Source organism: Streptomyces sp. P13-3-3 (assembly GCF_050571355.1).
GTDB classification, from domain to species: Bacteria; Actinomycetota; Actinomycetes; order Streptomycetales; family Streptomycetaceae; genus Streptomyces; species Streptomyces althioticus.
Window position 1 is genome coordinate 634,349 of the sequence record NZ_CP192228.1, and the last position, 20,148, is coordinate 654,496.

General features: G+C 73.4%; 17 protein-coding genes. 10 read left to right on the top strand and 7 right to left on the bottom strand.

Annotated elements, in window-relative coordinates; all coding sequences use genetic code 11:
• Nucleotides 1-177: 177 nt before the first annotated feature.
• Nucleotides 178-453, top strand: a complete 276-nt coding sequence (locus ACQZOG_RS03045) for a DUF1876 domain-containing protein (protein ID WP_033277363.1) — start codon at nucleotides 178-180, stop codon at nucleotides 451-453.
• On the opposite strand, the gene ACQZOG_RS03050 is transcribed toward ACQZOG_RS03045, so the two are convergent.
• From ACQZOG_RS03050 to ACQZOG_RS03065, 4 genes are all read right to left on the bottom strand, one after another.
• Nucleotides 450-1,628: a serine hydrolase domain-containing protein gene (locus ACQZOG_RS03050; RefSeq protein ID WP_430741252.1), complete on the bottom strand. Its 1,179-nt coding sequence runs from the start codon at nucleotides 1,626-1,628 to the stop codon at nucleotides 450-452. The genes ACQZOG_RS03045 and ACQZOG_RS03050 overlap by 4 nt on opposite strands.
• Before the next feature lie 82 nt (nucleotides 1,629-1,710).
• Nucleotides 1,711-2,481: an energy-coupling factor ABC transporter ATP-binding protein gene (locus ACQZOG_RS03055; protein WP_033277361.1), complete on the bottom strand. Its 771-nt coding sequence runs from the start codon at nucleotides 2,479-2,481 to the stop codon at nucleotides 1,711-1,713.
• The gene (gene cbiQ / locus ACQZOG_RS03060; RefSeq protein WP_037640049.1) at nucleotides 2,469-3,230 is read right to left on the bottom strand and encodes a cobalt ECF transporter T component CbiQ; all 762 of its coding nucleotides are present in this window, start codon (nucleotides 3,228-3,230) and stop codon (nucleotides 2,469-2,471) included. The genes ACQZOG_RS03055 and cbiQ overlap by 13 nt, the downstream gene beginning before the upstream one ends.
• A gap of 1 nt (nucleotide 3,231) precedes the next feature.
• Nucleotides 3,232-4,326: an energy-coupling factor ABC transporter permease gene (locus tag ACQZOG_RS03065; protein ID WP_203550659.1), complete on the bottom strand. Its 1,095-nt coding sequence runs from the start codon at nucleotides 4,324-4,326 to the stop codon at nucleotides 3,232-3,234.
• Between the two features lie 210 nt (nucleotides 4,327-4,536).
• Here ACQZOG_RS03065 and ACQZOG_RS03070 point away from each other — a divergent pair, with 210 nt between their 5' ends.
• Nucleotides 4,537-4,899, top strand: a complete 363-nt coding sequence (locus ACQZOG_RS03070) for an SsgA family sporulation/cell division regulator (protein ID WP_430741253.1) — start codon at nucleotides 4,537-4,539, stop codon at nucleotides 4,897-4,899.
• A gap of 352 nt (nucleotides 4,900-5,251) precedes the next feature.
• Here ACQZOG_RS03070 and ACQZOG_RS03075 read toward each other — a convergent pair whose 3' ends face one another.
• From ACQZOG_RS03075 to ACQZOG_RS03085, 3 genes are all read right to left on the bottom strand, one after another.
• A complete protein-coding gene (locus ACQZOG_RS03075; RefSeq protein WP_380826154.1) occupies nucleotides 5,252-6,877 on the bottom strand; it encodes a penicillin-binding transpeptidase domain-containing protein in 1,626 nt (541 codons plus the stop codon).
• A gap of 167 nt (nucleotides 6,878-7,044) precedes the next feature.
• Nucleotides 7,045-8,676 carry a penicillin-binding transpeptidase domain-containing protein gene (locus tag ACQZOG_RS03080; protein WP_406716877.1) on the bottom strand — a complete coding sequence of 544 codons (1,632 nt, stop codon included), beginning with the start codon at nucleotides 8,674-8,676 and terminating at the stop codon, nucleotides 7,045-7,047.
• Between the two features lie 168 nt (nucleotides 8,677-8,844).
• A complete protein-coding gene (locus ACQZOG_RS03085) occupies nucleotides 8,845-10,590 on the bottom strand; it encodes a dolichyl-phosphate-mannose--protein mannosyltransferase (protein WP_430741254.1) in 1,746 nt (581 codons plus the stop codon).
• 85 nt (nucleotides 10,591-10,675) lie between these two features.
• Here ACQZOG_RS03085 and rsmI point away from each other — a divergent pair, with 85 nt between their 5' ends.
• The 8 genes from rsmI (at nucleotide 10,676) to ACQZOG_RS03125 (ending at nucleotide 20,139) form a co-directional block, all read left to right on the top strand.
• Nucleotides 10,676-11,527, top strand: coding sequence for a 16S rRNA (cytidine(1402)-2'-O)-methyltransferase (rsmI, locus tag ACQZOG_RS03090; protein WP_058916639.1), 852 nt, complete (start codon nucleotides 10,676-10,678; stop codon nucleotides 11,525-11,527).
• Between the two features lie 191 nt (nucleotides 11,528-11,718).
• Nucleotides 11,719-12,051 carry a hypothetical protein gene (locus ACQZOG_RS03095; protein ID WP_033277339.1) on the top strand — a complete coding sequence of 111 codons (333 nt, stop codon included), beginning with the start codon at nucleotides 11,719-11,721 and terminating at the stop codon, nucleotides 12,049-12,051.
• Nucleotides 12,052-12,082: 31 nt separating this feature from the next.
• On the top strand, nucleotides 12,083-12,964 hold the full coding sequence (locus tag ACQZOG_RS03100; protein ID WP_033277338.1) for a TatD family hydrolase: 882 nt from the start codon (nucleotides 12,083-12,085) through the stop codon (nucleotides 12,962-12,964).
• 117 nt (nucleotides 12,965-13,081) lie between these two features.
• A complete protein-coding gene (locus ACQZOG_RS03105; RefSeq protein ID WP_033277337.1) occupies nucleotides 13,082-14,338 on the top strand; it encodes a resuscitation-promoting factor in 1,257 nt (418 codons plus the stop codon).
• 50 nt (nucleotides 14,339-14,388) lie between these two features.
• Nucleotides 14,389-15,276 (top strand): 16S rRNA (adenine(1518)-N(6)/adenine(1519)-N(6))-dimethyltransferase RsmA, encoded by an 888-nt coding sequence (rsmA, locus tag ACQZOG_RS03110; RefSeq protein ID WP_033277336.1) that lies wholly within the window; start codon nucleotides 14,389-14,391, stop codon nucleotides 15,274-15,276.
• Nucleotides 15,273-16,169 carry a 4-(cytidine 5'-diphospho)-2-C-methyl-D-erythritol kinase gene (locus tag ACQZOG_RS03115; protein ID WP_033277335.1) on the top strand — a complete coding sequence of 299 codons (897 nt, stop codon included), beginning with the start codon at nucleotides 15,273-15,275 and terminating at the stop codon, nucleotides 16,167-16,169. The genes rsmA and ACQZOG_RS03115 overlap by 4 nt, the downstream gene beginning before the upstream one ends.
• A 120-nt stretch (nucleotides 16,170-16,289) precedes the next feature.
• Nucleotides 16,290-18,101: an ABC-F family ATP-binding cassette domain-containing protein gene (locus tag ACQZOG_RS03120; protein WP_033277334.1), complete on the top strand. Its 1,812-nt coding sequence runs from the start codon at nucleotides 16,290-16,292 to the stop codon at nucleotides 18,099-18,101.
• 244 nt (nucleotides 18,102-18,345) lie between these two features.
• Complete coding sequence (locus tag ACQZOG_RS03125) at nucleotides 18,346-20,139, top strand: PQQ-binding-like beta-propeller repeat protein (RefSeq protein WP_354792680.1); 1,794 nt, start codon at nucleotides 18,346-18,348, stop codon at nucleotides 20,137-20,139.
• Nucleotides 20,140-20,148 lie beyond the last annotated feature (9 nt).

The following is a 20,148-nucleotide window of genomic DNA, read 5'->3' on the forward strand; positions in this document are numbered from 1 at the left end:
TGTGAACACCCCGTGGTCGGCGGGGGCTTGGTGACGGTATCCGCCACTGCGTCGCCGTTGGTAGTGAAGCGTCGATCACTGGCCGGAAAGTGACGTCCTGCCGCGTCCGGCGGGCGCGTGCGCCGCGCAGGCGGGAGGCGCACTCTGGAACGAGAGGAAATCCGGAGGTGATCCGTCATGATGCACACCGCAGTGGGATGGCACATCGAGATGGAGTTCTCGGAGGACGACCAGCACACCCGCGCGGTCGCGATGGTCAGGCTGCCCGACGGGTCCGAGGTGCGCGCCCACGGGCACGCGTCCCGGCACTACACCGACTCCAATCAGCCGCGGGTCGGGGAGGAGATCGCCGGCGCCCGGGCCCTGAACGAACTCGCCATGCAGATGCTCGACAAGGCGCACCGCGAGATCGACGACGCGTCCGGCCGCGTCTCCCACCCGATCCACGTCTAGGAACGGGCAGCGCTCCCCACGCTTTCCCGCACCGCGCGGATCAGCGCCTGGGCCCTGGGGTCCGCGGTGACCGTCCTGCGGAAGCCGTTGGTGACGAAGCCGAGGGCGACGCCGGACTCCGGGTCGGCGAAGCCGAGGGAGCCGCCGCGGCCGGGGTGGCCGAAGGAGCCCGGGGCCAGGAGCGGGGAGGCGCTGCCGTGCAGCATGTAGCCGAGCCCGAAGCGGGTGCCGACCACCAGGACCCGGTCGGGGCCCGCCGACTCCTCGGCGCGGGCGCGCTCCACAGTGTCCGGGGAGAGCAGCCGCACCCCGTCGACCGGGCCGGTGAGTGACGCGTAGAAGCGCGCCAGCCCGTCCGCCGTCGCGATGCCGTTGGCGGCGGGCAGGGCGGCGGCGTGGAACGCGGGGTCGTTGTGGTCCGGGGACGGGTCGATCGCGGCGAAGGCGCGGCGGGTGAGGGAGTCCGGGTCGGTGTAGGCGGCGGTGACCGACCGTTTGGGCCGGGCGCGCAGCGCCCCCGACGGCTCGGGTCCCTCGACCTTGCCCGCCCGCCCGACGCGGTGCGCCTCGGAGGCCGGGAGGCCCACCCACAGATCCAGGCCCAGCGGAGCCGCCATCTCGGACGCGATCCACTCCCCGGTGCCCTTCCCGGTCACCCGGCGCACCAGCTCGTCCACCAGCCAGCCGTACGTCAGCGCGTGGTAGCCGTGGTCCGTGCCCGGCTCCCACACCGGGGCCTGCGCGGCGACCGCCTCGGCGGCCCGTACCGGGTCGGTGGCGTCGGCGAGGCTCAGCGGGCGGTCCAGCACGGGGAGGCCCGCGCGGTGCGCGAGGACGTGCCGGACCAGCACGCCCTCCTTGCCGTGCGCCTTGAACTCCGGCCAGTACCGGCCGACCGGCGCGTCCAGGTCGAGCAGGCCCCGCTCGTGCAGCATCAGCACCGCGGCGGCCGCGACACCCTTCGTCGCCGACCGCACGACCTGCGCGGTGTCCCGCTGCCAGGGCGCGTCGCCGTCGACGTCCTTCGACCCGGCCCACAGGTCCACGACCCGGTGCCCGTCCCGGTACACGGCGAGCGCAGCCCCCCGCTCCCCGAGCCGCTCGAAGTTCCGGACGAACGCCTCCCGGACCGGTTCCCACCCGCCGGCCACTGTGCCGTGCACCTCGACGTCCACGTCTCGTCGTCCTCTCCGCTCGCCTGCGACAGTGGGTGCAACCACGCCGTCGCGCCTGCGATTCCAGGGCGCGGCGCGCTCGTCACCCACGGCCGGGCGGCGCCGGCACGGAACGCGGGTCGAAGCCGTACGGCAGCTCCAGGCGGTGCGCCCGCATGAGGTCGTCGTCGGCGAGCAGATCCCCCGTCGGGCCGTCCGCCGCGATCACTCCGTCGCTGAGGACCAGTGCGCGCGGGCACAGCTCCAGCGCGTACGGCAGGTCGTGCGTGACCATCAGGACGGTGACGTCCAACGAGCGCAGGATGTCGGCCAGTTCACGGCGGGACGCCGGGTCCAGGTTGGAGGACGGCTCGTCCAGGACGAGGATCTCCGGCTCCATCGCGAGCACGGTCGCCACGGCCACCCGGCGCCGCTGCCCGAAGGAGAGGTGGTGCGGCGGGCGGTCCTTGAACTCCGCCATGCCGACCCGCTCCAGCGCCCGGTCGACGCGCGCCTCCAGCTCGGCCCCCTTGAGCCCGGCCGCCGCCGGACCGAACGCCACGTCCTCCCGCACCGTCGGCATGAACAGCTGGTCGTCGGGGTCCTGGAAGACGATCCCGACCCGGCGCCGGATCTCCGCCATGTTCCGCCTGCCGACCTCCAGGCCGGCCACGCGGACGGTGCCCGCGCCGCCGGTGAGGATGCCGTTGAGGTGCAGGACGAGGGTGGTCTTGCCGGCGCCGTTCGGCCCGAGCAGCGCGACCCGCTCGCCGCGCCCGATGGTGAAGTCCACGCCGAACAGGGCCTGATGGCCGTCGGGGTAGGCGAAGGCGAGGCCGGAGACCTCGAGGGAAGCAGTACTCACAGGGTCCATCCCAGCAGACACACGACGAGGGCGGCGCAGGGGAGGGCCAGGGCGTACGACCACTGCGCCCGGGACGCCGCCACCTCGTCGATCACCGGCATGACCCCGGTGTAGCCGCGGCTCACCATCGCCAGGTGGACGCGCTCACCGCGTTCGTAGGAGCGGATGAACAGCGCGCCCGCCGACTTGGCGAGCACGCCCCAGTGCCGTACCCCGCGCGCCTCGAAGCCCCGGGACTCGCGGGCGATCCGCATGCGGCGCATCTCGTCGGTGATGACGTCGCCGTAGCGGACCATGAAGGACGCGATCTGCACCAGCAGCGGCGGCAGCCTGAGCCGCTGGAGGCCGTGCAGCAGCTCCCGCAGTTCGGTGGTGGCGGCGAGCAGGACGGACGCGGCGACGCCGAGGGTGCCCTTGGCCAGCACGTTCCAGGCGCCCCACAGACCGTTCACGCTCAGCGACAGCCCGAGCACGTCGACCCGCTCGCCCTCGGCGACGAACGGCAGCAGCACGGCGAACGCGACGAACGGCACCTCGATCAGCAGCCGCTTCAGCAGGAAGCCGGCCGGTACGCGCGCCGCGTACGCGACCGCGCCGAGCAGCATCGCGTACGCCGCGAACGCCCACATCGCCTCGCGCGGCGTCGACACGACCACGACCACGAAGGCGAGCACCGCGGCGAGCTTGGTGTGCGGCGGCAGCGCGTGCACGGGGGAGTGGCCGTGCCGGTAGAGCCGGTGGGAGTGACCCGCACCCACGTCAGACGCTCGTGCCGGCGGAGGTGGTGTCCTCCGCCCGCTCGTCGGCGGTCCGCCTGCGGCGGACCGCCCAGAACACGCCCGTGCCCGCCACGACCGTCACGCCCACGCCGATCACGCCCGCGAGACCGCCGGACAGCCGGGCGTCGTCGACGTCCTTCACGCCGTAGTCGGCCAGCGGGGAGTCCGCGACCGCGTGCTCCTCGGCCTGCTGGTCGATGCCGTGGTCGGCGGCGACCTTCTCCAGGCCGTCCGGGTTCGCCGAGGCGTAGAAGCTCACGAACCCCGCGAGCAGCAGCGAGGTGACCAGGCCGGCGATCCACACCTTGCGCGGGGAACGCGCGGCGACCGGGACGGGCTCCGCTGTCTCCGGGGCGTCGACCAGCTCGCCGTTCACCCGCAGCTTCAGCTTCTGCCCCAGCCCGCGCGCGCCGTGCACCAGGTCGGGGCGTACGGCGATCACCGCGCCGACGGTCAGCGCGGTGATGGCGGCCTCGCCGAGACCGATGAGCACGTGCACGCCGACCATCGCGCCGGCGACCTTGCCGATCGACACGTCGGTGGTGCCGCCCACCGCGTACAGCAGCGTGAAGACGACCGCGGAGGCCGGGACGGAGACCAGGGCGGCGACGAAGGAGGCGGCGGTCACCGAGCGGCGGGAGCGCGGCAGCACCTTCACCAGGCCGCGGAACAGCGCGTAGGCGACCACGGTGGTGGTGATCGCCATGGTGGTGATGTTCACACCGAGCGCGGTGAGGCCGCCGTCGGCGAACAGCACGGACTGGAGCAGCAGCACCACGGACACGCACAGCACACCCGTGTACGGACCGACGAGGATCGCGGCGAGGGCGCCGCCGAGGAGGTGGCCGCTGGTGCCGGCGGCCACGGGGAAGTTCAGCATCTGCACGGCGAAGATGAACGCCGCGACCAGACCGGCCAGCGGCGCGGTGCGCTCGGCGCCCCCGCCCGCGCCCGGGCGTGCGGTGTCGTCGAGCTCGCGGCGCGCGCCGCGCAGGCTCACGGCGATCGCGCCGGCGGCGAGGACGCCGGCGGCGGCGGATACGGGGACGTCGATGAATCCGTCAGGTGCGTGCACGGACTCGATGATGTGTCCTCTTGCGAACCTTTCGCAAGAGCGAGTGACTTGTTCTACGTCTCGTCCTACCTTCCCTTTACCTCATCTGTGATAGAGGCCGCTCGGAAGCGCGGATTCCGATTTGGGTGCACGATGGGACGGGAGTGGGTAAACGGCTGATGAGCCATGGATGCCCTGCCGGGCGCACGACGCAGCGTAAGGGGCCCACCGATGTCCGTGATCGAGCAGTACGCGCGAGTCCACATCGTGACGGATGAGGACCCCCTGCTGGAGAGTCACGGGGCCGTCCCCGTGGTGCTGCGGTACGACCCCGAGCACGACCCCCGTCACGTCCGGGTGGACCTGCCCGGGTCGCGGCCGCTCGAATGGGTCGTCGACCGGGACCTGCTGGAACACGGGCTCAAGGCGCCGGTGAACAGCGGCGGCATACGGGTCTGGCCGTGCGGCCGGGTGCAGGCGGTGGTGGAGTTCCACACGGGTCAGGGCCACTCGGTGGTCGAGTTCGACACCAAGACCCTGTCCCGCTTCCTCCGCCTCACCCACATGACGACGCCCGAGCCCGTTCCGCACTGACCGCCCGGCCGGAGGACCGCCCGGGCGGGTGGCGTGCGCCGGGTGACCTGCGTCGGCCGCATGCCCCGTCGACTCCGCGGGCCGCACCGCCCACGAGCGCGTCCGTGACCACAGACATGCGCCTGGTACCCCCGCCGCATCCCGGCGAGGCGCCCCCCGGCTCCCGGCGGCGCGGCACAAGGGTGGCGGCCGCCGACAGACGACGGACCCGAGAACGGTAGGTCGTGCCGGTGACCGGCCGTGGCCAGGCGGCCGCCTGGCCGGCTCGCGGTGGCCCGGGCGGGCCCCGGCCGAAGAGTGCGGGGCGCCACCGCAGCGTGTTACCGGGGCGGGCGCGCCCGCCCCGGGTCCCTCAGCCGCCCGCCTTCAGCAAGCTCGCCACGATCGGGCCCGCCGTGGAGCCGCCGTGGCCGGCGGACTGGACGACGGCGGCCGCCGCCAGGTCGCCGCGGTACGCGGTGAACCAGCCGTTGGGCTTCTTCTGACCGTCCACCTCGGCCGAGCCCGTCTTCGCGCCCCGCTCACCGTCCACCCCGGCCATCGCCTCCGTGGCGGTGCCGGCGGTCGCGGTGTACGACATCAGCTCCCGCAGCTGCGCGAGCGTGTCCGCGGACAGGGTGCGCGGCGCGGTCGCGAGCTGACGTCCGTCGACCTCCGGCGGGACCAGGTACGGCTGGTGGAAGACGCCCGCCTTCACCGTCGCCGACACCGACGCCATGTTCAGCGGGTTCATCCGCACCCCGCCCTGGCCTATCAGCGACGCGGCCATCGGGGCCTTCGACTGCACGGGCACCGCGCCGTCGAACGTGGACACCCCGACCTTCCAGTCGTTGCGGCCCAGCCCGAAGTAGTCCTGGGCGTGCTTCGTGAGGTCGTCGTCCTCCAGCTTCGGGGCCTGGCTGATGAAGGCCGTGTTGCAGGACGCGGCGAAGCTCGCGCGGAACGTGCCGTCCTTGATCTGGAACTTGTCCAGGTTCTGGAACTTCCAGCCGCCGTAGCTGAAGTACTTGGGGCACGGGTGCTTCTTGTCGATCGACGCGAGGCCCTTCTCGATCAGCATCGAGGAGGTGACCACCTTCATCGTCGAACCCGGCGCCAGCGACCCCTGGAAGGCGACGTTGAAGCCGCGCGAGGAGTTCGCCGCCGCGAGTATCTCGCCCGTCGACGGCCGCACCACGACCACCGAGGCCCGCTTCCGCTTCGCGACCTCGGTCTCGGCGAGCGCCTGCAGGGACGGGCTCAGCGTGGTCTTCACCGTGCCCGGCGTGCCCTCGCTCAGCTCCAGCAGGGTCGTGTCGGCCAGCTCCGCCTTCTTCGACGCCTCGCCACGCACCACACGCAGCTCGACGCCCGCCTCGCCGCCCGCCTTCTCGCCGTACTTCTCACGCAGCCCGTCCAGGACGGACCCCAGCGACGGGTACTTCTCCGTGGTCAGCTCGCCGCCGTCGCGGTCCAGCGCCTTCACCGGCGGGGTGCCGGCCTCGCCGGTGACCAGCCTGTCGCCCTCCCGCAGCTCCGGGTGCAGCACGGACGGCCGCCAGTCGACGCGCGGCTCCCCGTCCCCGGCCCGCCGCACCACGGTCAGCGTGCTGTCGTACGTCAGCGGCTTCGTCGTCTGCTCGTACGACACCGTGCCCTTGACGGCGAAGGTGACCGAGTCGCGGGCGGGAGCGCCCGGGGTGAGGGCGAGGTCACGGACGCGGGCGTCCTTCACGTACGAGGCGAGCGCCGCCTTCGCGGCCACCGGGTCGTCGGTCGCGGCGGCGGCCTCGGCGACCTGGCCGGACTGCCAGGCGGTGAGGAACTTTCCGGCGGCGGCGGTGACCTCCTCGGCCGTCAGCGGGCCCGACTTCACGGTCTCCGCCTGGGAGGCGGAGTCCCCGCCGTCCCGCCCCGCGCCCTCGACGAGTGCGTACGCGCCGTAGCCGGCGCCGCCCATCAGCACGGCCATCGCCGCGCCGATCACGACCGGTCTCATGTTCCGCCGGTCCCCGGCGCGCCCTCTGTTCCCCACTGGTGTCCGTCCTCCGTGCCCCGCCCCGGCCCCCCGCGGCCCGCGTGGCTCTCGATCGAGTCAAGGCCCCGTCGGCGCAGCCACGCCGACGACGGCCCCCACCCTAAAGTCCCGCCCGGCGGGCCGTGCGGTCAGCCGCCCGCTCGTAGCACGGCTGCGACAATCGGCCCCGCCGCGTCGCCGCCGTGGCCGCCCTGCTGGGCCATCGCGGCCGCCGCGACGTCGTTGCGGAAGCCGGTGAACCAGCTGTCCGACGTCGCGTTCCCGTCGACCTCCGCCGAGCCGGTCTTCGCGCCGATGTCACCGCCCAGTCCTGACATCGCCTTCTGCGCGGTGCCCTGGGTCGCGGTGAGCCGCATCATCTCCTTGAGCTGGGCCGACGTCCCGCCCGGCAGGCCCTTCGCCTGCGCCAGCTGACGCCCGTCCAGCTCGGGGGAGACCAGATACGGCTGACGGAACGCGCCGGTGACGGCGGTGGCCGTCACGGACGCCATGTTCAGCGGGTTCATCTGCACCTGGCCCTGGCCGATGGCGTTCGCCGCCCGGTCCGGGCCGCCGGACGCCGGCACGCTGCCGTCGAAGGAGGCGATGCCGGTCTTCCAGTCGTCCCGGCCGAGCCCGAACCGCTCCTGCGCCTCCCGGGTGAGCGAGGCGTCGTCGATCGGCTTCTCGTCGATCAGCTTGATGAAGGCGGTGTTGCAGGACCGCAGGAAGCTGTTGGCGAGGGTGGCGCCCTCGTTCGGCTCCATGCCCGTGAGGTTCTTGAAGGTCTGGCTCTGCCAGGTCGCGGTGTCCGTGCAGGGCGCGGGGCCGTTCATGGAGGTCACGCCGTTGTCGATGAGCATCGCGGCGGTGATGATCTTCATGGTGGAGCCGGGGGCGACCTGGCCCTGGAACGCCGCGTTGAAACCGTCGCCGCGGTTGTTGGCCACCGCCAGGACCTCGCCGGTGCTGGGCTTCAGCGCCACCACCGAGGACTCCGGGTAGTCCTTCACCGCCTTCTCGGCGGCCGCCTGCACCCCGGCGCTGAGCGTGGTGCGCAGCTTGCCCGGCTCGCCCTTGGCGAGGGTGAGCAGCGGGGTGTCGGCCTCGTCGGTCGTGTGCCGGATCGACAGCTCGACGGCCGGACTGCCGCCCGCCTTGTCACCGTACTTCTGCCGCAGGGTGTCCAGGACCGGGCCGAGGGAGGGGTACTTCTCCCTCGTCAGCACGGTGCCGTCGCGGTCCACCGCCTCGATGGGCGGCTGCGCGGACTCCCCGGTGACGAGGGTGTCCCCGTCCTTCAGGTCCGGGTGCACGACGGACGGCTTCCAGTCGACCAGCGCCCGGCCGGTGGTCTGTCCGCGCACGACCGTCAGGGTGCTGGTGTAGCGCAGCGGCTTGGAGACGCCGTCGGCGGAGACGGTCGCCTTCACCGTGAACGGCACGGTGGCGCCGCGCGGGGCGCCCGGCGTGATGTCGACCCGCCCGATGCGCGCCTCCTCGCCGTACGCGGCCAGCAGCGCGCCCGCGTCCTGCGCGTTGTTCGTGTACGAGGCCGCCTGCGAGGCCTGCCCCTTCTCCCAGGCGCCGAAGAACGCCTCGGTCGTCTCGCGCACCTCGTCCTTGTCGGGCGGCCCCGACCGGGGCGTGTCCGCGGCACTGGAGCCGCCCCCGCCTCCCCCGCCGATCGCCGAGACGATGTTGTACGCCCCGTACCCCGCTCCGCCGACCATCACGGCGAACACGCCGCCCACGACGGCGACCTTGACCCCCTTGCCCATCGGGCGTTCCTCCCCCGGCCGGACCCCGCGCCATCTGAACACGTTCAAAAGCCCGGCACGCCCCGAACCCTACGCGCTGCCCGCACCCAAAGAGACCTGTGCGACGGATCTTTGTCCCAAAGAGACCCGTTCCCCGGGGGGCGCCCCGCCCCGGTCACGCCCGGAGGGCTACACCCACGTGTCCAGCCACATCCGGCTGCGCCAGTCGTCGATCGGGATCGGCGTGCCCGTGTAGATCGGCCAGAAGTAGATGAAGTTCCAGGCGATCAGGAGGGTCAGGACGCCCGCCGCTGTCGCTCCTGCCACGCGGCGGGTGTCCGAGGAGCGGGGTGGGCCGACGACCGCGCCCAGGAGCATCGCCACCGCCAGGCACAGGAACGGCACGAAGACGATCGCGTAGAAGTAGAAGATGGTGCGCTCCTGGTAGAAGAACCAGGGGACGTACCCCGCGGCGATGCCGCAGGCGATCGCGCCCGCGCGCCAGTCGCGGCGGAAGGCCCACCGCCACAGCACGTACAGCAGCGCCAGGCAGCCCACCCACCACAGCATCGGCGTGCCGATGGCGAGGACCTCCTGCGCGCACTTCTCACCCGCGTCCACCGGGCAGCCGTCCACGCCGGGCGCGGGCGACTCGTAGAAGTACGACACCGGGCGGCCGGCGACGATCCAGCTCCACGGGTTGGACTCGTACGTGTGCGGCGAGGACAGGCCGACGTGGAACTCGTACACCTGGTTCTCGTAGTGCCACAGGCTGCGCCACCAGTCGGGGAACAGCCACGCCCAGTCGCTGGTCCGCCCGTCGCGGGTGGCCCAGTCGCGGTAGTAGCCGCCGCTGCCGTCCGTCGCGGAGAGGATCCAGCCGATCCAGGACGCGAAGTACGTGAACACCGCCACCGGCACCGTCGACAGGAACGCCCAGCCCAGGTCCCGCTTCAGCACCGCGACCCGGGGCCGCGCCGCGCCCGCGACCCGGCGCGCGCCGACGTCCCACAGCACGGACATCACACAGAACGCGGCCATGATGTACAGGCCGTTCCACTTGGTGCCGATCGCCAGGCCCAGCATCAGGCCCGCCGCGAGACGCCACGGCCGGAAGCCGATCCGGGTGTTCTCTGCGACGTCCACGTCCGGGCGGGCCCGCCCGTCCGCGTCCACCGGCAGCGCGGCGGCCAGTTTCGCGCGCGCCTTGTCCCGGTCGATCAGCAGACACCCGAAGGCCGCCAGCACGAAGAACATCAGCACGCCGTCGAGCAGCGCGGTGCGGCTCATCACGAAGTGCAGCCCGTCCACCGCCATCAGCGCGCCCGCGAGGCAGCCGAGGAACGTGGAGCGGAACAGCCGCCGCCCGATCCGGCACAGCATCAGCACCGACAGCGTGCCGAGCAGCGCCGTCATGAACCGCCAGCCGAACGGGTCGAAGCCGAAGATCAGCTCGCCCAGACCGATCACGTACTTGCCGACCGGCGGATGGACGACGTACGCGGCGTCCGTCGGGATCGGGACGTTGCCGCCCGAGTCGAGAACGAGCCGGTTGACCTCCTTGTCCCAATTCACCTCGAAGCCGCGGTGGACGAGCGCCCACGCGTCCTTCGCGTAGTACGTCTCGTCGAATATCACCGCCTTGGGGTGACCCAGGTTCCAGAACCGCAGCACCCCCGCCACCAGCGTCACCAGCAGCGGACCGCCCCACCCCGACCAGCGGACGAGACGGTCGGCCAGGAGCGGCGGCACGCCGAGCGTCTTCCACAGCCGGCCCGACGGCACGGCGTACGGCGGGACCAGGCGGTCACGGACGTCGCCTCTGACGGCGGGCGTCCGGTGGCCGAAACGCCGCAGCCGGTGCTGCCACGTCCGCCGCTGCTCGAGCGGCGACTGCTCCTGGCGGGTGTCCGTGGAGGACGCGGTACTGGTCACCGCGCCATCGTAGGGAACGGCGCTGTGTGAGTCCCGCGCATGGGCGGTATGCCCCGCCTGCGTCCGCTCCTGGGAGGATGGGCGCGTGACCGGAACCCTCGTACTCGCAGGCACCCCCATCGGCGACATCTCCGACGCGCCGCCCCGGCTCGCCGAGGAACTCGCCGGCGCCGACGTCGTCGCCGCCGAGGACACCCGGCGGCTGCGCCGGCTGACCCAGGCGCTCGGCGTCACCCCCAAGGGGCGGGTGGTGTCGTACTTCGAGGGCAACGAGACCGCCCGCACGCCCGAACTGGTCGAGGAGCTGGCGGGCGGCGCGCGCGTGCTGCTCGTCACCGACGCCGGCATGCCGTCCGTGTCCGACCCCGGCTACCGGCTGGTCGCCGCGGCCGTCGAGCGGGACGTCAAGGTCACCGCGGTGCCGGGGCCGTCCGCCGTGCTCACCGCGCTCGCCCTGTCCGGGCTGCCCGTGGACCGCTTCTGCTTCGAGGGGTTCCTGCCCCGCAAGGCGGGGGAGCGTCTCGGCCGGCTGCGGGAGGTCGCGGACGAGCGCCGCACCCTCGTCTACTTCGAGGCACCGCACCGCCTCGACGACACCCTCGCCGCGATGGCCGAGGTGTTCGGCGGTGAGCGCCGGGCCGCCGTCTGCCGGGAGCTGACCAAGACCTACGAGGAGATCAGGCGCGGCCCGCTCGCCGAGCTGGCCGCGTGGGCGGCCGAGGGCGTGCGCGGGGAGATCACCGTGGTCGTCGAGGGAGCCCCCGAGAAGGGCCCGGAGGAGTACGACGACGCCGAGCTGGTGCGCCGGGTGCGGGTGCGCGAGGAGGCGGGCGAGCGCCGCAAGGAGGCCATCGCGTCGGTCGCGGCGGAGGCGGGCCTGCCGAAGCGGCAGGTCTTCGACGCGGTGGTGGCGGCCAAGAACGCCGGGAGCGTCTGAGGCGCGCGACGGCGCGCGCCATCGTCATGGAACGCCCCCGCGTCGGTAAAGCGTCCGGGGTGTTCCGGTAAGACACGGCCAAATCGGCGCCAATCTTCCGCCCGCGCCGGTGTGCTCATGGCCGCCCGGGAGTCCACTGGTGGGAGGGGCGGGCACGGGCCCGTCCCGTCAGCGGACCGACAGGAGCCGGCATGACCGAGATCTCCGGACCGGGCGGACTGCGCGCGGGCGCCACCGCCGTCGTCACCGAGGCGTACGCCTTCGCCTGCATGCGCTGCGGATACGGCTGGGAGCAGTCGTACGAGATAGAGCACCACGTCGACGGCGACGGCCACACCTTCGTGCTGTACGTGGCGGACGGCCGGATCGTGCCCTCCCCGCTGAACCGGCCCACCTGCCGCAGCTGCGACGGGCACGTCGTGCGGATCCTCCGACCGGGCCGGGTCGCCTCGGCACGGGACGCCGCCCACCGGGAGCGCCGGGTGCCGGCCGCCGGGCCGGTGGAGGCCCCCTGGGCGCCGTAGGGGGCCGCGCCGCTTCCGTAGGATCGGAGGCATGCCTGCCGACGACCGAGACAAGAACGCCGCGCCGCCGCTCCCGGAGCCCCTGCGGGTGCCGGTCGCGGACTCCCACACGCACCTCGACATGCAGTCCGGCACGGTCGAGGAGGCCCTCGCCAAGGCCGCGTCGGTGGGGGTGACGACCGTGGTGCAGGTCGGCTGCGACCTCAAGGGGTCCCGGTGGGCGGCGGACACGGCGGCGGCGTACGACTCCGTGCACGCGACGGTCGCCCTGCACCCCAACGAGGCGCCCCGGATCGTGCTCGGTGACCCCGACGGCTGGTCGCGGCAGGGCGCCCGCGAGCCCGGCGGGGACGCGGCGCTGGACGAGGCGCTCGCCGAGATCGACCGGCTGGCCGCGCTGCCCCAGGTCAAGGGCGTCGGCGAGACCGGCCTGGACCACTTCCGTACCGGCGAGGAGGGCAAGGAGGCGCAGGAGCGGTCCTTCCGCGCCCACATCGAGATCGCCAAGCGGCACGGCAAGACGCTCGTCATCCACGACCGCGACGCCCACGCGGACGTGCTGCGCGTGCTGAAGGAGGAGGGCGCCCCCGAGCGCACCGTCTTCCACTGCTACTCCGGGGACGCGGAGATGGCGGAGATCTGCGCCCGCGCCGGCTACTACATGTCCTTCGCCGGCAACGTCACCTTCAAGAACGCGCAGAACCTGCGGGACGCCCTCGCCGTCGCCCCGCTGGAGCTGGCCCTGGTGGAGACCGACGCGCCCTTCCTCACGCCCGTGCCCTACCGCGGCCGGCCCAACGCCCCCTATCTGGTGCCGGTCACCGTGCGTGCCATGGCCGCCGTGCGCGGCATCGACGAGGACGCGCTGGCCACGGCGCTGGGCGCCAACACCGCGCGCGCCTTCGGCTACTGACGGACCCACGGGACATCCACCGTCCGTAGTCGTGTCGCCTGGGAGAGCGATCGGCGCTCGGCTAGGTTCTGGGAGCCCCCTCGGGGGTTCCCGTGGCCAGCCCTGGAGCGTGTCGGCGTGAGCACCACCCTGCGGTTCGAGACGTACGCGAAGACGTGCCCGACGCACGTCGTGTGCGGCGGCATCCACGAGGCGGAGACCGTGCCCGCCCTGCCCCGCCGCGCACCCGCCCCCGCGCCGGGACGGTCCGCGCACCGGCGCCCCGGCCGGTACGCCGAACGGGCCGAGGCCGCGCGCCGGCTGCTGCCGAAGGCACTGGTCGTCGCGTTCCTCGCGGGCGGCACCAGCGCCTTCGTCGCCGAGGACAAGGGCGTCGAGCTGACCGTCGACGGCAGCCCCCGCACCCTGCACACCTTCGCCGACGACGTCACCGGGCTGCTCGCCGAGGAGGGCGTGCGCACCGGACCGCACGACGAGATCAGCCCCGCGCCGGGCACCGCCCTGGAGGACGGCGACACGGTCGAGGTGCGCCACGCGCGTCCGCTGCTGCTCACCCTCGACGGGACCCGGCAGCAGGTGTGGACGACCGCGGCCACCGTCCACGAGGCGCTGCGGCGGCTCGGCGTACGGGTCAGCGGCGCCCATCTGTCCGTCCCGCCCGGCACCCGCGTCGGACCCGCCGGGCTCGCCCTGGAGGTCCGCACCGAGCGCGCGGTGACCGTCCTCGCCGACGGGCGGGCGCGCACCGTCCGCACCAACGCCGCGACCGTGCGCGAGGCCGTGCACCAGGCCGGGGTCACCCTGCGCGGACGCGACACCACGTCCGTCGCCCCCGGCAGCTTCCCGCGCGACGGCCAGACCGTCACCGTGCTGCGCATCACCGACGGCACGGAGATCCGCGACGAGGAGATCCCCTTCACCGAGGAGCGCGTCGAGGACCCCGGGCTGGCCCACGGCACGGTGGTCGTCGACCGGGCCGGACGGCCGGGGCTGCGCCGCCTCACCTTCGCGCAGCGCACCGTCAACGGCGTCCGGCAGCGGCCCCGGCTGCTGTCCACGGACGTGGTGCGCGAGCCGGTCGCGCGCCGGGTGCGGGTCGGCACCCGGCCCGTCCCGATGACCGTGCGGGGCGCGGACGCGCTGGACTGGGACGCCCTCGCGCGGTGCGAGTCCGGCGGCCTGCCCGACGCCACCGACCCGTCGGGCACGTACGGCGGGCTGTACCAGTTCGACACCCGCACCTGGCGTGACCTCGGCGGCGCCGGCCGCCCCCAGGACGCGCCCCCGGCCGAGCAGACGTACCGCGCGAAGCGGCTGTACATTCGCAGCGGCGCCGCCGCCTGGCCGCACTGCGGGGCCCGGCTGGGCGGGTGACGGCACCGGCGGTGACCGGGGCGTACCCGCGCGCCCCGTACCCTTGTCCCGTGACCAGCCCCACCCCCGACGCCCTCCTGGGCCCCGCCGACGTCCGCGAACTGGCGGCCGCCCTCGGCGTACGGCCCACCAAGCAGCGCGGCCAGAACTTCGTCATCGACGCCAACACGGTCCGCCGCATCGTGCGCACCGCCGAGGTACGCCCCGACGACGTCGTCGTCGAGGTCGGCCCCGGGCTCGGCTCGCTCACGCTGGCGCTGCTGGAGGCCGCCGACCGGGTCACCGCGGTGGAGATCGACGACGTGCTGGCCGGGGCGCTGCCCGCCACCGTCGCCGCCCGCATGCCGGAGCGCGCCGACCGCTTCGCGCTGGTCCACTCCGACGCGATGCACGTCACCGAGCTGCCGGGACCGGCGCCGACCGCGCTGGTCGCCAACCTCCCCTACAACGTCGCCGTGCCCGTGCTGCTGCACATGCTCGAGACCTTCCCGAGCATCGAGCGCACGCTGGTGATGGTCCAGTCCGAGGTCGCCGACCGGCTCGCCGCCGCCCCCGGCTCGAAGGTGTACGGCGTGCCCTCGGTCAAGGCCAACTGGTACGCCGAGGTGAAGCGGGCAGGGGCCATCGGCCGCACCGTCTTCTGGCCCGCGCCGAACGTCGACAGCGGCCTGGTGTCGCTGGTGCGGCGCGCGGAGCCGCTGAAGACCACCGCGACCCGGCGCGAGGTGTTCGCCGTGGTCGACGCGGCCTTCGCCCAGCGCCGCAAGACGCTGCGCGCCGCCCTCGCCGGATGGGCTGGCTCGGCCGCGGCGGCCGAGGCGGCGCTGGTCGCCGCGGGCGTCCCGCCGCAGGCACGGGGCGAGTCGCTCACCGTCGAGGAGTTCGCGCGCATCGCCGAGCACAAGGACGCCGGACACGAGGAGCAGGCCCCGCAGTGAGCGTCACCGTCCGCGTCCCCGCCAAGGTCAACGTCCAGCTCGCCGTCGGCGCGGCCCGCCCCGACGGCTTCCACGAGCTGGCCAACGTCTTCCTCGCGGTCGGCCTGTACGACGAGGTGACCGCCACCCCGTCGCCGGACGGTCTGCGCGTCACGTGCGAAGGGCCCGACGCCGCCCAGGTCCCCCTCGACCGCACCAACCTCGCCGCCCGCGCCGCCCTCGCCCTCGCCGAGCGGTACGGCCGGACGCCCGACGTCCATCTGCACATCGCCAAGGACATCCCCGTCGCGGGCGGCATGGCCGGCGGCAGCGCGGACGGCGCGGGCGCGCTGCTGGCCTGCGACGCGCTGTGGGGGACCGGCGCGAGCCGTGAGGAACTCCTCGACATCTGCGCCGACCTGGGCAGCGACGTGCCGTTCAGCCTGGTCGGCGGGGCCGCGCTCGGCACCGGGCGCGGCGAGAGGCTGACCGGGCTGGAGGTCGGGGGCGCCTTCCACTGGGTGTTCGCGACGGCCACCCGGGGACTGTCCACGCCCGCTGTCTTCCGCGAGTTCGACCGGCTCGCCGAAGGGCGCGACATCCCGGAGCCGGCCGCGTCCCGGCCCGTGCTCGACGCCCTCGCCGAGGGCGACCCCGACGCCCTCGCCGCCGCCGTCACCAACGACCTCCAGCCGGCGGCCCTCTCCCTCTTCCCCGACCTCTCCGCCACCCTCGCGGCAGGCCGGGAGGCCGGCGCCCTCGCCGCCCTGGTCTCGGGCTCGGGCCCCACGACGGCGTTCCTCGCCCGCGACGAAGAGACGGCGGAGAAGATCGCGGAAGCCCTGAGGCCCACCCCCGCCTGCCGCACGGCCCGCACGGCGACGGGGCCGGTGCCGGGGGCGACGGTCCTCTGAGCGGCCCGGCCGCCCCGAGGACGTCGGATCGTCGCACCAGGTGATCGTCGTCGCGCGTACCGGGCCCGTCCGGCGAGGGCCTACGCTGGAAAGCTGATCGATCCACCGGGCAGGAGAGAAATGGCCGTCAATCTGGTCAATGTCGAGAACGTCAGCAAGGTGTACGGCACCCGTGCGCTGCTGGACGGGATTTCGCTCGGCGTCTCCGAGGGGGACCGGATCGGGGTCGTGGGACGCAACGGGGACGGCAAGACCACGCTGATCCGCATGCTGGCCCGGCTGGAGGAGGCCGACACCGGGCGGGTGACGCACTCCGGCGGGCTGCGGCTCGGCGTGCTCACCCAGCACGACTCGCTCGACCCCGAGGCGACCGTCCGGCACGAGGTCATCGGCGACATGGCCGACCACGAGTGGGCCGGCGACGCCAAGGTGCGGGACGTGCTCACCGGACTGTTCGGCGGGCTCGACCTGCCCGGCTTCCCCAAGGGCCTCGACACCGTCATCGGACCGCTGTCCGGCGGCGAGCGGCGCCGCATCGCGCTGGCCAAGCTGCTCATCGAGGAGCAGGACCTCATCGTCCTCGACGAGCCGACCAACCACCTCGACGTCGAGGGCATCGCCTGGCTCGCCGAGCACCTGCGCAACCGCCGCTCCGCGCTCGTCTGCGTCACCCACGACCGCTGGTTCCTCGACCAGGTCTGCACCCGCATGTGGGACGTGCAGCGCGGCGTCGTCCACGAGTACGAGGGCGGCTACTCCGACTACGTCTTCGCCCGCGCCGAGCGCGAGCGCATCGCGGCCACCGAGGAGGCCAAGCGGCAGAACCTCGTCCGCAAGGAGCTGGCCTGGCTGCGCCGCGGCGCCCCCGCCCGTACGTCCAAGCCGCGCTTCCGCGTCGAGGCCGCCAACGAGCTGATCGCGGACGTGCCGCCGCCGCGCGACAGCAGCGAGCTGATGAAGTTCGCCTCCTCGCGGCTCGGCAAGACCGTGTTCGACCTGGAGGACGTGACCGTCCAGGCCGGCCCCAAGGTGCTGCTGAAGCACGTGACCTGGCAGCTCGGCCCCGGCGACCGCATCGGCCTGGTCGGCGTCAACGGCGCCGGCAAGACCTCCCTGCTGCGGGCGCTCGCCGAGGCCGCCCGCAGCGAGGGCGAGACGCAGCCCGCGGCAGGGCGTGTCCGTGTCGGCAGGACCGTCAAGCTGGCCTACCTGTCGCAGGAGGTCGCCGAACTCGACCCCACCTGGCGGGTGCTGCAGGCCGTGCAGCAGGTGCGCGAGCGCGTCGACCTCGGCAAGGGCCGCGAGATGACCGCCGGTCAGCTCTGCGAGACCTTCGGCTTCAACAAGGAGAAGCAGTGGACGCCCGTCGGGGACCTCTCCGGCGGTGAGCGGCGCCGCCTCCAGCTGCTGCGGCTGCTGATGGACGAGCCCAACGTCCTCTTCCTCGACGAGCCCACCAACGACCTCGACATCGAGACCCTCACCCAGCTCGAGGACCTCCTCGACGGCTGGCCCGGCTCGATGATCGTGATCTCCCACGACCGGTTCTTCGTGGAGCGCACCACCGACCGGGTCTTCGCCCTGCTCGGCGACGGCACCCTGCGCATGCTGCCGCGCGGCATCGACGAGTACCTGGAGCGCCGCAAGCGCATGGAGGAGGCCGCCGCCGCCTCCGCCCAGGCCGCCGCCCCGGCCCGCAGCGCGACGCCCGAGAAGAGCGCCGCCGACCAGCGCGCCGCGAAGAAGGAACTCCAGCGCATCGAACGGCAGCTGGACAAGATCTCGGCCAGGGAGGCCACCCTCCACACCGCCATCGCCGACAATGCCACGGACTTCGCGAAGGTGGCCGAACTGGACGCCGAGCTGCGGGACCTGGCCGGTCAGCGCGACGAACTGGAGATGCGCTGGCTGGAACTCGCCGAGGACGCCTGACCGGCGCGAGAGCCGCGTCACGCGCCTGCGTGCGGGGAGCGCGCGCCGCGTGAAGAGGGCGTGAAGGCACGTAACGGGCGCATCACAGGCCGGTCCTCCCTTGGGAACAGGGGAGGACGCGGCCCGGTGGCGTGTCGGTGCCGGGTGATAGAAAGAGCCGTCCGACAAGTGACCGACGACGACTCTGGGTCATCACGAACCTCAGGGCGTGGCTAAAAATCAGTGAGCAAGGGGGAACGCGCTGATGACTCAGCCGCCCAACCAGCCGCCTCAGGGCGGCTTCGGACCTCCGCAGGACCCGCCGCCGGGCGGTGGTTTCGGACCGCCGCAGACGCCGCAGACCCCTCCGCCCCCGCAGGGCGTCCCGTCGACGCCTCCGCCTCCGCAGGGCCCGCCGTCCGGCGCCCCGCAGCCCGGGTACGGCTACCCGCAGCAGCCTCCGACGCAGCCCGGCCCCTACGCCTCCGGGCCGTACCAGCAGCCCGGCCCCTACGGGCAGCCGCAGCAGCCGGGCCCGTACGGCCGGCCCGGGTACGGATACCCGCAGCAGCCCGGCTTCCCCGGCGCGCCCGGCACCCCGCCCGGCGGCGGCTCCCGCAACCCCTTCAAGGGCAAGCCGCTGCTGATCGCCGCCGCCGCGGTGGTGGTCGCGCTGATCGTCGGCGGCACCGTGTGGGCCGTCTCCGGTGACGACGACAAGAAGGAGCCGGTCGCCCAGCAGACAGAGGACCCCAAGCCGGGCGAGTCCAGCGCCGCCCCGGTCAACCCGGGCGACGGCAGCGGCGACGGCGGCGAGGAGACCGAGGACCTCAACGAGGGCCGCCAGGCCGGCGAGTCCAAGGTGCTCTGGTACAAGGAGGCGCCCGACGCCCCCGGGTCCGGCGCCGACGCCCCCGGTCAGTGGATCACCGACAAGACCGCGGTCAAGGCGGCCTACAAGGACCTCTACGGGTACAACGTCACCGACGGCAAGCCCGCCTGGGACACCATCACCTTCCCCCACAAGATCTGCGCGGTCACCCCGGGCAAGACGGCCGACAACAAGGTCGTCGTCGCGTCCATGAGCGGCAGCAGCGACAGCGCCAAGTGCAACCAGCTCCAGCTCGTCGACCTCGTCACCGGCGAGAAGGGCTGGACGCAGGAGGTCGCCGACGGCGCGCTGTTCGACAGCGTGCTCTCCATCGAGATGTCCCTCGCCGGCAACACGCTGATGGTGGGCCGCTCCCAGTCCGGCACGGCGTACGACGTGCGCACCGGCAAGAAGCTGTGGGACTCCAAGAAGTACGGCGACGACCCCTGCTTCCCCGCCGCGTTCGCGGGCGGCAAGCGGCTGATCCAGGTCGCCTCCTGCGGCGCCGGCGGCGACAACGCCCACGACGAGGTCCGCGAACTCGACCCCGTCACCGGCAAGGCCAGGTGGACGTACAAGTACGCCAAGGGCTGGCGCGTCGAGCGCACCTTCTCCGTCGACCCGCTGGTCGTCTACGCCACCAAGCAGGAGGAGGGCAGCGACAAGAAGGCGTGGAACATCGCCGCCTTCACCTCCGCCGGGAAGCTGCGCTCCCAGGTCGCCGTCGACGAGAAGTTCGACCCCGGCTGCGGCTGGGCCATCCTCGCGCGCGACCTCCAGGGCTGCACGGGCGTCGTCGTCGCGGGCGACACCCTCTACCTGCCGACGGCCGCCACCACCGGGGCCAACGAGCTCGTCGCCATCAGCCTCGCCAACGGCAAGGAGCTGTGGCGCGAGTCCTCCCCCGCGGAGGAGGCGATGATCCCCATGAAGGTCGAGGGCGGAAAGCTCGTCGCCTACGTCGAGCCGTCCTACGACGCCGGCGGCCGTGTCGTCGCCCTGCCCGTCAGCGGCGCGAGCCACAAGCCGGCCACGCTGATGCAGAACCCGCAGGCGGTCGCCGACATCGAGAACGGCTTCTTCAGCAAGGCGATCGACTGGGTCGACGGCCGCTTCTACCTGTCGACCACCCGGCTCAACGGCAACGACGACGCGAAGGAGAAGTTGATGCTCGCCTACGGCAAGTGAGACCGGCCC